Below are 14,418 nucleotides of genomic sequence, written 5' to 3' on the forward strand. Positions count from 1 at the left end.
TATTCTAGTCATAAACGACTAATTTTAATATATATTTAACCATAATCTCAAAGATCATCCTTATTCTTTGACTTCTATACGCCGTTTTAATTCATTTCCTTTTTCATCTAAAACGGTTATGACGTGTTTTCCTGGCTTGGGAAGTATTGGCATTTCATGAAATTGTTTGGTAGTGCCTACAAATTCATTATCCACATACCAAAACACTTGTATTTCGGGATTGGTATGTGCTATCTTGAGTACAACTTCATTTCTTTTACCATCAAATCCTTTAGGCAGATATACACTGCTATTGGGTTTTGGAAAAATAAAATCCATTCTATCTTCTCTTTCTTTTACACAATCCGATCTATACGACGGCAACGCCTTGTAATCTGCATTGTTTGTTTTAAAAAAATAAGCCTGTAAAGGAGGTAACACAAACCATGGTTCGTGAACAATATTAGAAACTGGTTCGCATGACGAGTTTACTCGATACTGTTTGGTACCATCCAAATGCACCAATTGATGATAAGGGCAAGGTTTGGTTTTTGTACCAGATAAAGGAATGTATACCTGCTTTGTTGGGCATTCGGTTCCTGCAAGAAAACCACTTTGTTGACAAACTGTGGCTTCTATTAAATCATCATAGGGAGTAGGAAACCATTTTGAATCTGGTAAAAGATTAAACGTATCAAACAAAACCGGAGCTGCTGCATTTAATCCTGTAAGCTGTGGGCGCCCCTCACCATCTGCATTTCCTATCCAAACACCCACCACATATTTTTGGCTGGCTCCAATAGCCCATGCATCTCTATTACCAAAACTAGTCCCTGTTTTCCAGGCAATTTCTTTAGATGAATCGTAAAACTCCCATGCCTGATCTCCTTCTGGTCGATTTACTTCTTTCATAGCTTCAAAGGTTAACCAAATACTACCTGCTCCATACACTTGTTTTTCTGATTGTTTTTTTCCAAAATCCACAGTAGTATTTGCTAATAAAAGAGGCTCAACAAACTCGTTTGCATAATATTCGCTAGACGTTTGTTCATAATGCTTTAAGGTTCCTGCAAAACCTGCATATATTTTACATAGGTCCCAAAGATTACTTTCGGCACCACCAACAATTAATGATAATCCATAATGATCCGCACTATATTTTAAATCTTTAATTTTAAAAACATTCATTTCATCTCTAAAACGATTTAATCCATATTGCTGTAATAATCGTACAGCAGGAACATTTAGAGATCTTGCCAACGCTCTATTTGCTGGTACCGATCCACTATACTTTTCATCAAAATTTTTGGGATTATATCCCGCAATGCTGGTTGGGATATCAGAAACCAATTGTTGAGGCAGTAGTTCTCCCTTATCCATCATCGCTGCATATAATATTGGTTTTAATGTGCTACCAGTGCTACGTGCTGCTTTAATGATATCCACGTCTTTTTGATGACTCTTATCTGTTGGACTATTACCCACATAACTTAGCACTTCTCTTGTATCCACATCCAAAACCATTACAGCCATATTATATACTTCATTTTGTAATAATGCCTCATGATGTTGTTGCACTATAACATTTACTTGTTTTTGTAACTGTACATTAATTGTTGTTTGAACACGTTGTCCGTTGTATTTTTTGGCCATACGATCTATCAAATGAGGTGCAATTCGAGGTAATGCATATGGCTTTTGTGGTAAGGCTTCGTTAATAGACAACTCATAGGTTAAGGAATCAATTGTTTCATGCTCCAAAAGAGTACGTAATAATCTATTTCTTTTTTCTAATAATCGTATTTGATTTTTTCCTGGATAAATTAGTGATGGGGCATTAGGTAATACTGCAAGTGTGGCACTTTCTGCCCAAGATAATTGATACGTAGGTAAGCCAAAGTATCGCCACGCTGCCATATCTATTCCCACAACATTACCTCCAAAAGGAGCATGCGAAGCATATAACTTAAGTATCCCTTCTTTTGATTCACTTAATTCTAATCGAGTTGATAAAATGAGTTCCTTAAGTTTTTCAAAATAGCTTCTATTCTTACCTTTTCTTGATAACCGAATTACTTGCTGAGTAATTGTGCTACCTCCACGAACGATCTTACCGGCTTTAAAATTTTGAATCATTGCTTCTGCCATCGCATATGGATTAAATCCTATGTGTCGATAAAACTGCTGATCTTCAAAAGCTACAATACATTGCTTGAATTTTTCGGGCAAACTATCTGTTTCGGGAAAGCGCCATTGGCCATCACTAGCAATTTTTGCTCCTATCAACTCTCTTTTTTTAGTTTCGATAACCGTAGCTGTAGGATCATCAAATAATGGCCTTGGTAGAGAAAAGAAATACCATATCAATAAAACACCAACTACCGCAATACGTTTTGGATGTGTTTTAATGTAGTTTTTAATCTTTTCCTGGTTCATTTAACTTCTACAGTTGAATAATAGCAACTCTCATAATGGAAAAAAATCATTTATCGTATATACTTATAGACTAATACTTATTTCACCACCTTAACCCACTTTCCTTGGGTTCGCACCAAATAATCATTATCATACATAGCTTCACATTGTATTCCTGGTAAATAATACTTCCCTAAATACGAGGCATTTAAAAGTATAGTTACTATTTTACTTTCTTTAGGTTTCAAGTCAAAATAGAAATTCACTCTATCATCTCTAATATCTGTATGTGTTACTTTATTTGCGCTAAAAGATCCAAAATCTGTAAACCTAGTATTTACTACTTCCCAACCAGATGGGAAAATCTCGGTTAAGGCAATATCTTTAACCTTCGATCCCGTCGTATTAGTTATCGTTACTTCTGCTACAAAATCGGTTCCTTGCGTTAACTGTGCAGGGTTAATAATTTTACCATCTCTACTCTTATAATCAATAATTGCTCTAAAATTACTTTGAATCACTTTTTCTTGACCAACAGGAAGAATTCCGCTAGTTGCTATTTGAACAAAAATAGTGTTATCCTTATTGTTTTTAAAATTAAGAACGTTGGTTTTTTTGATCATTACTTCTCCTGAAGTAGCTATTGTTTTGGTGGTATTTGCATCTCTAGAATTACCATTTAAAGTATACACAACATTTACTCCTTTACCGCCGACATAAGATGCATATTTTGCCATTGCCATAAGTGCATAAGACGTTGTCTGTGTACTCATCCAACTCTTAGAAGATAATTGTTTTGCCAAATTCACAGCGATTTTTTGCGCTTTAGTTTTTTGATCCAAGGACACCAACGTTTCTAAAGCCATGGCTCGATTACGATTTGTAGAACCATAAGTGTAATAGTTATATTTTTCTGGCTGAAAATCAATATTTGCCGAATTTAACAACTGATCTGCAGCACTTTTTTGTCCTACTAGCCCATATGCTGCGGCCAATCTTAATTTTGCATTGTTTGATAATGATGAAGTTTCTCTTAACCTATTCATCGATGATAGATCAGGGCTTCCGGCAAGAGCCAAGGTATACAATCTATACGCCTGGGCAAGGTCATTATTACCACTGCGCCATCTTTTGGCTTGTTGCTGCTGGTAGTTAATCCAATTACTCTTAAAACCAATTGGTAATACATACCCTTTTTTATTTGCCTCAAGCAAGAAATGACCTGCATATGTAGTTCCCCAATCATTAGCATTACTATATCCTGGCCAATATGACATCCCTCCACTAGGTTGGATATACCTTTTAAGTTTATAGATCGCAGCTTCTATATTTTTCTGAATTTTTTGCTGATTATCTGAAGATATATTGAGCACATCACCCAAATACAATTGTGGGAACGCTGCAGATGTAGTTTGCTCTACACATCCATGAGGGTATCTAATCAAATATCCCAACCTACTTTCAAAATTCATAGGAGGTAATGAAGAAAACTCGATCGTAGCACTATTACTTCCTTCAATCCCAAAAGCCGCAAAACTCACTTCTTGCTGGCTATTTGGCTCTAATACCACCGAAGTTATCTCGGTAGTCATAGGGTTTGGATTGATAATATCTATTGGTATTTTATATGACGCTTTTTCTCCGTTTCCGCTAGCGACAACTTCGATATCTGTTATCGATGCGCCTTCTAATACTTCAATATCAAAATACACCATCTTTTCATCGGGTTGCGTAAAAGAAAGTTGTTGTTTAGCTTCTCCGATTACCGTAAATCCTTTATTTGGTTTTAATATAACCGCAACATTTTTCACCTTATTCTCCATAGCAAATACAGTTACCGGAATAGTAACTTTTTCTCCTGGTGTGATTTTTCTAGGTATGGATGTTAACACCATCAGTGGTTTACGAACGGGTGTAGTTTTATCGGTATTTCCGTAAGCAGCATTATTTGCATCTGAGGCTACGATCATCGTACGTACAGAACCTACGTATTTTGGGATTTTAATTTTATGAGCTCTAGTTTCTCCTTGTTTAAGTTCAAAAGGTCCTTCAAACACCACCATAGGTTTAAAACGGTTCGCTTTCTTAGATTTACTACCCCCTGCTTCGGCATCACCTCCAATACTAAATACTTGATTGATGCTTCCGCCATATGCTCCGAGCACATCATCATATACATCCCAGGTTTTTACTCCCAGTGCTTCTCGAGCATAGAAACTACTCCATGGATTCGGTGTTTTAAAGCGTGTGAGATCCAGTAATCCTTCATCGACAATAGCAATAGAATATGTCATTGGCTTCCCTTTAGTTTCACCAACTTTTACAGTAATTGTTTCTTCTGGTCTAAGCACATCGGGCATTGTTAACTTAGGTTGTACTTTGGTATTCGGATCTTCAACCAAAATAGGAACTACCCCATACAAACGTATTGGGAGATCATTGGCTGTAGATGCATGAGGTTGCAATAAAGTAATGTGAATATACACATTGGGAGTATACAAGGACTCTATCGGTAGTTCGAATTTAGTTTCTCCCTTTTGAGGCGTTACCCATTGCGAAGACAGTACTTCTGTACCATTCTCTACGGTAACTAATGCCCTACCTCCCTCGCTAGAAGGAAAAGTTACAATTGCTTTCTCACCGACATTATAGTTCGTTTTATCTGTTGAAAACAATAACATTGTAGCCGCAGAAGGATCATTTTTTCTAGATTTTCCTGCCCATCCTGGCCAATCAATATAAATAGTTTTACCAGTAGCATGACCTCCATTAGGATCTACTACTCTCACCAAATATCTTCCCCAATCTGGGTATTTCAATTCAAAATCAAAACTGGCTTTACCATCGTTACCTGTATTAATTACTGTTTTAAAAACTTCATTATGATACGAGCCTCTATTATAATCAGATAAGTTATCCTGAGACGTATCCCACCACCACCTCCAACGTACTTGATACACATACACTTCAAGGTTCTTGGCTGCTTTAGGATTTCCTTTTTCATCTACCGACACTACTTCAAAATTATGCTTAGTATCTGTAAGCAACATTCCTCTAGCCTTGTCTCCTTTTGGCACATTAATACCAATATATGTGTTATAAGGTGAATAGTTTTTAGAAATAACATCAGTACTAAAATCACCTCCGTTTTCATATACTTTTGTAATAAAAGATGCTTTTAACATTCCCGCTGCTTTATTATTAAGCTTAGGCTTTACACTAAAATTCGCTTTCCCTTCTCCCGAAATTTTTCCTTTAAACACTTCCTGTTCTTCGGTACTAAATCTTCTAGATGGGTCATCAAAAACGTATCCTGGAAAAGTTTTAAAACTAGTTTTAGTTGGATTAAATCTTACATTAATATCTGCCTTTAGGTTTTTGGCCACTGCGCCATGCAGCCATAAAGCTTCCAAGTTTCCATTTATATTTTTATTTGCTCCAAGCACCTCTTCATCAAAAGTAGTTTTGATTTTAAGACGATTAGGTTTAATCGTTTCAATTTTTAATGTTTTGGTAAAGCTTGCTCCACCAACACTAACCTTTGCTAACCAATTTCCTGTTGGCGCCTCATCGGTTGTATTGACTATAAATTTGTAGAAATTACTAACTCCTTCAGTTTTGGTTTCTTGATGCGTTACTTTTCCATAAGGATCCCTTAATTCAAACTTTACAGGATGTCCTTTTGGTAATTTATTAGCATTATCATTAAGCATAAAGGATAGAAACAAAGTATCACCTGGTCTCCAAACCCCTCGTTCACCGTAGATAAATCCTTTGATTCCTTTTTGTAAACGCACACCTGAAACATCAAACTTACTCACCGATAATGCATTTCCGTCATTAAGTTTTACATATGTTTGTTGTTTTCCCGAGCTCGCTATGGCAAAATATGCAGGTCGATCTGCATCAAAACCTGTCATTCCCTCTGCATCGGTTGTTGCAGAACCCATTTCTTGCTGCTGATAATTATAAAATGTTATTCTTGTATTAGATACCGGGCTAGTTGTAAGAATGTCATTAACCGTAATCATATACGAGTTATTTAATCCTTTTTTAACCACGACACCTAGATTAGATGCTAATACATTTGCACTTACTTTTCTATCTCTAAAATAAGAGTTACTACACGGATCATCTCTTTCCTGCCAATTATACCCATAGTAATCATCATAATAATATTGCGAAGAATCCCAAAAACTAGATTCTTCTTCCTCATCATAATTTTCAGACAACTCATCTATAGAGGTATCATCGGCAGATTGCCCACTACATTTATATAGAGAATATGCTTTTCTGTAGTTGAGTTCTACTCTATATATGGCACCCGGATCTGGCGAGATTAATTCTTTTAAATCAATGGCAAAAGCATTCCACTTACTTAAATTTAGAGATGCATTTTCTTGAAGATTTATTAATTTTTTGGCAACTGGCCTTGCTACACTTCTTAGATTAGACGACCCATTTAAATTATTATTTTGTAAAAACTGAAGCACATTATCTTCAAAAACTTTAATGACTTGCACCTCTACTGCTCTAAGATTTACCGCTTCAAAATTAAATTTTAAATTATCTGAAGTTGGTAAAATCACTCCATTTTGTAATAATCTAATTTCTGGTTTAGGTTGTTGAAAAGAGACATTCTCTGTATAGGTGTTTTTTAATCTATAGTCGTCTGTACTTCGTATTCCTTCATGCACAGTAACCGATAAAGTGCCTTTAAGTTCTGTTTTAGGATATACTTTTAATACATTTCCATTAACAGTATATTTTAGATTTTTTTGCTGGCCTACCGTAACTAATCCATTAAAATTTTGACTTTTCTTTAATGGATCCGAAAAATTAATCTCTACATATTGATTATCCACATTGGCAACTGCAACACTGATTACAGAAAAGTTGTTTTTACCAGGAATAGCCAATACATCTTCTCCTTCGGTAGTAATATTAAATGATTTGCCAGACCATTTTACATTAATTTCAGAATCATCTTCAAAACGTTGTATACTATCAATCCTAAAACCAAATTGTCGACTTTTATCCAACGATTCATTAAATTTTACCGATACATTTTTACCTTTTTGTGTTGCAGTAATAAGTTGCTTTGCAGTTTCGAACGATAATTGATCACTTGAGGTTAATGTACCATCTATATATTGCCAATCTTTACTATAGGATTGAAGATTATCAGTAATAATCGAAAATTGCTGTTTTAAGGTTTTTACACTAAATACAAATTCTTCATCCAGATCCTCTTTTATGTCTTCAACCAAATCCTCGAGATCCAAGGTAAATGTATACTGCGTATCTTCTTCAAAAGCTTTTTCTGGTTGAAAAGAAATCGTTCGATTATTTACTGCAATTACTTTACCTTTTATTCTTGGTGATACAGAAAGTAAATCTTTAGGAAGTTCTTGATTATCGCTCCATCCTGCTACCGGTGTTTGTAATACAACATAGACTTGATCATGTACCGATATTACTCCCGAAGAAATATCAGAAATATACTCTTGATATTTATTAAGTTCTGAAGCATTGGACGCGGCCATCTCTGCTTCGTCTTTATTCTTACAGGAAAACACAAGTGTTACAAAAAGTAATGCAAAGAGAATTCTAAAAAATCGCATAAAAGATTGGAATTAGTTGACTTTATAAATGTACTATATTTTATCATAAAAAAACCCTCCAACAGGAGGGTCGTTATACAAATTTAATATTATGTTTTATTCTTTATAAATCCCTATCGTTAATTTACCATCAGCATTCATGGTTGCACGGTACATTCCTGCGGTATTAAACTCCATAGTTACATTACCTTTATTATCAATAGCCACTATACCACCCGTACCTCCAAGTGCGGTAAGTTTCTTTTGAATTACTTCTTCTGAAGCCTCTTTAAGCGAAAGACCTTTATACTCCATCAAAGCAGAAATATCATAAGCTACCATTCCTCTTATAAAATACTCTCCCCACCCTGTACTAGACACGGCACATGTAGCATTATTAGCATATGTTCCTGCACCAATAATCGGAGAATCTCCAATACGGTTCCATTTTTTATTAGTCATACCCCCTGTAGATGTTCCTGCGGCCAGGTTACCATGCTTATCTAATGCCGCACAACCTACAGTACCAAATTTCGAATCCTTAATTATAGGATCATAAAAAGCTGTTGTTTTTGTAGCCTCTTTCTCTTTCATTTTCGCTTTAACACGTTCTAAAGATTTCATTCGATCTTCTGTAAAAAAGTAAGCAGGATCTACAATTTCAAGATTTCTTTCTTTCGCAAATAACTCTGCTCCACTTCCCGATAACAGCACATGTGGTGAGTTAAGCATCACTTCTTTAGCTAGATTTATAGGGTTTTTTACCGTTTTCACTCCAGCTACAGCTCCTGCGTTAAGGTTGCTTCCATCCATGATTGAAGCATCTAATTCATTAACACCTTCACTATTAAAAACCGCTCCCTTTCCTGCATTAAACAAAGGAGAATTTTCTAGAATATTTATAGTTTTCTCTATGGCTTCTAAGCTCGTTCCTCCATTTTTAAGAATGGTATGCCCTACTGTTATTGCTTCTTCTAATTTGGCCTTATACGCTGCTTCCTTTTCTGGGGTCATATTCTTTTTTAGAATAGTTCCTGCTCCACCATGAATTACAATCCCAAAATTATCTGATGGTTTTTGTGATTCTTCTTGGGCAGTATTGTTAATTGCAGTTTCTGCTGTTTCTTTTGGTTGTTCTTTACAAGCCAAAATTAAAACGAAGCTTAAAAAGATGAGGATCTTTTTCATGTTGAGTTAGTTTAAATGAATTTGTGTTTATAATAATCTACCAATGCAATTCTTCCTTGAAAAAATCTGAAAGTTAAATGTATAATATTTCCACCATTATCTTCTAAGGATAAAGATTTATTTAACTCAAAATCATAAGGTTGATCCACGCCACCATTAATCGCAATGTTATCTGCGTTTAGAGCAAATTTCTTATTCGATTTTACAACTGGTTCTATTTTACCTTCTAACCCTGCTAACTGTGTTGTTTTATTAATTATCGCAGAACCAGACCCTTCTGTTTTATCTATGGTAACTTCTATATCTTCTTTTGGATTAATATTCCTAAAAATTACTGATGGATATTCTGGATGTGCAACAAGAACTGTATACAATTTTCTGGTTCTAATAATAAAATGTGCTAATCCATTTTCGTCTGAATTTCCTTCTAGATATGTTGAATTCCCTGCAATCAATACTACTTTTGCATTTTTAATCATTTTATTTTTTTGATTCACAATTTTAATCGAAAAAATAAATGGTTTCGGACTAATCATGGTAGAGAGTTTCGACCATCTTTTTCTGAAAAATGTTTGATCTTTAGTAATTTTCCTTTCGATCAAAGTGGCTAATTCTTCAGGAGTTTTGTGTTGAAGATTGATGTAGCCCACCGTTTTTAGCACTCCAGGGATTTCTGTATCATCAAATCTGGCCGGCAATATATACTCGCGGCTCTCCTGAAATGCTCGGGCTTGCATCGAAACTCTCTCATGGTTAGTCCATAATTTCTGATTATAAAAACCAGAAATAAACATCACGGTATATCTGGCTTTGTTCTGGTAGACATCCGAGAGGTGCTCATACAAATTTTTACCCCACAGACTAGCTTCTTCAAAAGCATCGTAAAACACTTTGATTCCCTTCATATTCAGGCTATTTGCAACTTCCTCTACATATGCCCGATTTTCTCCCGCAAAAGAGAGCGCAACATCGTACTCATAGCTATTATTTTTCATCACTGACTTATTTTTTTTGACCTAAAACCGACTTATACAAAATTACTTTCTTTATTTGGAATATTTCCATTTTTACTAGGAAAAATTCCAACAAAAGTTTTACTTTTAAACCGTAAAAAAGACCATACTCATGAAACCAACAAAACGCATTAAAGGAAGAGGAGCTCAAGGAAAAGTTCATAACAAGTTTTCAGAAAATCATTACGAAATTCGAGATGATTTTTTAAACTATTGTCTCGAACAAGGTGAATCTATAGATAAACCGCAAACCTCATACATTTCCACTTTTCCTAAAACTATTGTCAATAAAGTTACAAGCCCAGATGTCGGGATGCTCTATTCTCTTAACCCTTATCAAGGTTGTGAACACGGCTGCGTATACTGCTATGCCCGAAACTCTCACGAATATTGGGGTTATGGAGCTGGATTAGACTTTGAAAGTAAAATATTAGTCAAAAAAAATGCTCCAGAATTGCTAGAGCAAAAATTGAAGAGCAAAAACTGGAAGGCCTACCCTATTTCACTTTCTGGAAATACAGATTGCTATCAGCCTATTGAGAAAAAACTAAAAATCACACGTAAACTTCTCGAAATATTCCTAAAATACAAGCACCCTGTAGGCATCATTACCAAAAATGCTTTAATACAAAGGGATATAGATATTCTTACTGAACTGGCCAAAGATAATCTGATAGCCGTTTTTTTATCTATTACTACTTTACAAGAAAAAACACGTAGCATATTAGAACCAAGAACAGCAAGTATTAAAAAAAGATTAGAAACTCTTGAGAAACTAAATGCTGCTGGCATACCTACTAATGTAATGATAGCCCCAATTATCCCTTCTATCAACAGTCATGAAATACTACCTTTATCTAAAGAAATAGCAGCCAGAGGTGCCAAAAATTTTGGGTATACTATTGTACGATTAAACGGCGCTATAGGCCAGATCTTTGAAAAATGGTTAGAACAAACATTACCAGATCGCAAGGATAAGATTCTTCATCAAATTATGCAATGTCATGAAGGTAGTTTAAATGACAATGAATTTGGTAGACGCATGAGAGGATCAGGAACTATTGCAGAGCAGATTAATCAGCTTTTTGCATTAGCTCGAAAAAAATATTTTCCTGTTTCTGAAAAAATACAATTGAATTGCGATCTACATGAGCAGTACAAAGACGGACAATTGAAATTATTTTAATTACAATTGACCTTTCCACTCTTTATAAAACTGATCCAGATATTGCTCCATAAAGGTATGTCGTTGTGTTGCAATTTTTTTACCTGTTTCTGTATTCATTCGATCTTTGAGTAACAATAGTTTTTCATAAAAATGATTGATCGTTGGTGCGGCAGAGTTTTTATATTCTTCTTTGGTCATATTGAGATTTGGAAGAATCTCTGGATCATAAATAGCTCGATTCTTAAATCCTCCATAATTAAAACACCTAGCAATACCAACTGCTCCTATAGCATCTAACCGATCTGCATCTTGAACGACATCCAATTCTGGGGATCTAAATTTTTGATCAACATTGCCGCCTTTAAAAGAAATATTTTCAATAATCTTAATTACGTGATCTATTGTTTTTGATTGCACATTAATATCTTCTAAAAACGTTCTTGCTATTCTGGGGCCTACAGATTCATCTCCATCATGAAATTTTGAATCTGCTATATCATGAAGTAAGGCTCCTAAAGCAATTACTGTTTGATCAACGTCTTCTTCATTTGATATCAATTGGGCATTTTTAAATACTCGCTCGATATGAAACCAATCATGTCCTCCTTCGGCATTTTGCAAGCTTTCTTTTACAAAATCAACAGTTTTACCGATAACCTCTTCAGCTGTCATACCCTATTTAGAATTATTTCACCAATGCAGGCTGCACCCATTTAAATTCGAAAACTTCTTCGGGGATCACCAATCGCTCACTTATACGCTGCATTCTTGCTGGTAATTTCATAACAAAATCACGAGCTTTCTCTGCCTCATCTGTTAGATCTACTATTTTATCAATCTCCCATTTATCAATTAAGCGTTGCATAATATCAATATAATCTTGAGAGGTATACACCCCTAGACGTTGCGCAGCATAAGAGAACTCTTCAAAAGCGGTTCCTATGGCGTCTCCAGACTCTCTAAGAAAATGAGCCGGCATTACAATTTTATGCTTCATCATATCGCTAAAAGCGATCATCATTTGACTTGGATCTACTTCAAAAATATTCTTCACAAATTCGCTATATGCATTATAATGACGCATCTCATCCCCAGCAATAATTTTACACATTCTAGAAAGCGATTTATTAGAATAATCTTTTGCCAATTTTGCCACTCTACTATGAGAAATATTCGTTGCTAATTCTTGAAAACTTGTATACACAAAGTTCTTGTATGGATCTCTATCGGTTCCAATATCAAAACCATCATTAATAAGGTGTTGAGTAGTTCTCTCTACCTCTATCATATTTACTCGCCCAGATAGGTATAAGTATTTGTTTAAAGTATCTCCATGGCGATTTTCTTCACTGGTCCAGTAACGCACCCATTTTGCCCAACCATTATCTTTACCATTTTCGTGTTGATTTACCCCTTCTACATCCATCAACCAAGATTCGTAAGTAGGTAGTGCTTCTTCTGTTATTGTATCTCCTACCAAAACTACCCAAAAATCATATGGTAATTCTTTTGCCAGTTCTCTTAACTCTTTAACCTCATCAAAAAAGGTATCTTCATTTTGCGAGTCTGGCAAAAAATCTGTTGGTTGCCATACTTTATCTATTGGTATCAAAAATTTATCTATAAAAGATTCTATTTTCTTTTCCAGTAGTTGCATTACCTCTAATCTTATATTATCAATGGCCATAGTTGTAGTGTATTACATTCTTATTGCTAAAGTAATCCTTTCTTCTATTCTTTTAAGCAATATTTCAGGTTCTTTATCAATTGGTATTGGTTCGTGTACTTCTAGTGTTAAATGCACCCCTATACCCATAGGGAAATTACCAAATCTCACCAATTTCCAGCTGTTATTTATCGTTACTGGAAGGATTAAAGCATTTGGTGCATTTTTGAATAATATTTTTAAGCCTGTTGGTGCAAACTCCTTTGGTTTCCCATCCCTACTTCTTGTCCCTTCAGGAAAAATAACAGCAGAGAAATTATTATCTACTATAAATTTACCAAACTTAGATAATGCAGGGATAGATTGCTTTGGATTCTTTCTATCAATCAATACATGCTCTCCATGCCTTAAGTTAAAAGAAATACTAGGTATTCCTTTACCTAATTCAATCTTAGAAATAAATTTTGGCTTGTGTTTTCTCAAATACCAAGATATCATTGGGATATCAAACATACTTTGGTGATTCGAAACAATAATTAATGGTTTATCTTTTGGTAGTTTATGTATATTTTTATAGCTAAACGTGGCTCCTAAAAAATGTAAACATCGCAGTAGGGATAGATTCATAATGTTTACTACTCCTCTATGCCCTGATCTACCGCCCAGCTTTTTACCTAGCCATTGTAACGGTTGAAAAACTACTAGTGTTAACCCAAAAAACAGGTAGAAAATTATTGAAAACGGATAACTTATTATCCTTTTTATCGCCTCCATTTTTTCTGTGCAATTATTAAAATTTGATTTGTGTAATCGTCTCGCAAGGTCTTACATTATTTCAAGTAAACCAACAGTTTTATCAAAATAAAAACCGTCTGCAACGGCAAACGGTTTAAAATTTTTAAAGCATGTAAATTGCCTATCTCTTAGCAGTGCTCATTATAAGCATCCATAAGGTTTTCTGCAATCATATCTGCCGGTCTTCCTTCGATATGATGCCTCTCTAACATGTGTACCAATTCTCCATCTTTGAACAATGCCATAGATGGTGATGATGGAGGAAAAGGAACCATAAATCCACGTGCCTTATCTGTTGCTTCTCTATCTACTCCCGCAAAAACAGTAACTAGGTTATCTGGTTTTTTGGTGTTATTTAATGATGCTTTTGCTCCTGGACGAGCATTGGCTGCAGCACAACCACAAACAGAATTTACTACTACTAGTGTAGTTCCTGCTTTTGAGATTGCTGATTCTACTGCATCTGCTGTTTGTAATTCTTCAAAACCAATATTGGTTAGATCTTCGCGCATTGGTTTAACTAAATCTGCTGGATACATATATTTTAATATTTTTTCGTTTAAAATTTTTATGCAAAGGTACAAATTATGT

General features: G+C 35.0%; 9 protein-coding genes. 1 reads left to right on the forward strand and 8 read right to left on the reverse strand.

The features are described from left to right. Positions 1-60: 60 nt before the first annotated feature. The 4 genes from pbpC to DK508_RS15700 all read right to left on the reverse strand — a co-directional run bounded on the left by pbpC (position 61) and on the right by DK508_RS15700 (position 10,180). Positions 61-2,415 carry a penicillin-binding protein 1C gene (gene pbpC / locus DK508_RS15685; protein WP_109301739.1) on the reverse strand — a complete coding sequence of 785 codons (2,355 nt, stop codon included), beginning with the start codon at positions 2,413-2,415 and terminating at the stop codon, positions 61-63. Between the two features lie 77 nt (positions 2,416-2,492). Continuing rightward, entirely contained in the window at positions 2,493-8,018 is a 5,526-nt protein-coding gene (locus DK508_RS15690; protein ID WP_109301740.1) for an alpha-2-macroglobulin, read from the reverse strand. Between the two features lie 96 nt (positions 8,019-8,114). Then, positions 8,115-9,185: an isoaspartyl peptidase/L-asparaginase family protein gene (locus DK508_RS15695; protein ID WP_109301741.1), complete on the reverse strand. Its 1,071-nt coding sequence runs from the start codon at positions 9,183-9,185 to the stop codon at positions 8,115-8,117. 11 nt (positions 9,186-9,196) lie between these two features. After that, a complete protein-coding gene (locus DK508_RS15700) occupies positions 9,197-10,180 on the reverse strand; it encodes a toll/interleukin-1 receptor domain-containing protein (protein ID WP_109301742.1) in 984 nt (327 codons plus the stop codon). A gap of 130 nt (positions 10,181-10,310) precedes the next feature. On the opposite strand from DK508_RS15700, the gene DK508_RS15705 reads away from it, so the two are divergent. Then, complete coding sequence (locus DK508_RS15705; protein WP_109301743.1) at positions 10,311-11,384, forward strand: PA0069 family radical SAM protein; 1,074 nt, start codon at positions 10,311-10,313, stop codon at positions 11,382-11,384. On the opposite strand, the gene DK508_RS15710 is transcribed toward DK508_RS15705, so the two are convergent. The 4 genes from DK508_RS15710 to DK508_RS15725 all read right to left on the reverse strand — a co-directional run bounded on the left by DK508_RS15710 (position 11,385) and on the right by DK508_RS15725 (position 14,366). Beyond that, positions 11,385-12,038, reverse strand: coding sequence for an HD domain-containing protein (locus DK508_RS15710; protein ID WP_109301744.1), 654 nt, complete (start codon positions 12,036-12,038; stop codon positions 11,385-11,387). It abuts the gene before it with no gap. Between the two features lie 13 nt (positions 12,039-12,051). After that, entirely contained in the window at positions 12,052-13,053 is a 1,002-nt protein-coding gene (locus DK508_RS15715; RefSeq protein ID WP_109301745.1) for an acyl-ACP desaturase, read from the reverse strand. 12 nt (positions 13,054-13,065) lie between these two features. Beyond that, on the reverse strand, positions 13,066-13,806 hold the full coding sequence (locus DK508_RS15720) for a lysophospholipid acyltransferase family protein (protein ID WP_370443851.1): 741 nt from the start codon (positions 13,804-13,806) through the stop codon (positions 13,066-13,068). Positions 13,807-13,955: 149 nt separating this feature from the next. Further along, entirely contained in the window at positions 13,956-14,366 is a 411-nt protein-coding gene (locus DK508_RS15725) for a BrxA/BrxB family bacilliredoxin (RefSeq protein WP_109302736.1), read from the reverse strand. Positions 14,367-14,418: the final 52 nt, after the last annotated feature.

It is taken from the genome of Aquimarina sp. AU474, from assembly GCF_900312815.1.
In the GTDB taxonomy this organism is placed as follows: Bacteria; Bacteroidota; Bacteroidia; order Flavobacteriales; family Flavobacteriaceae; genus Aquimarina.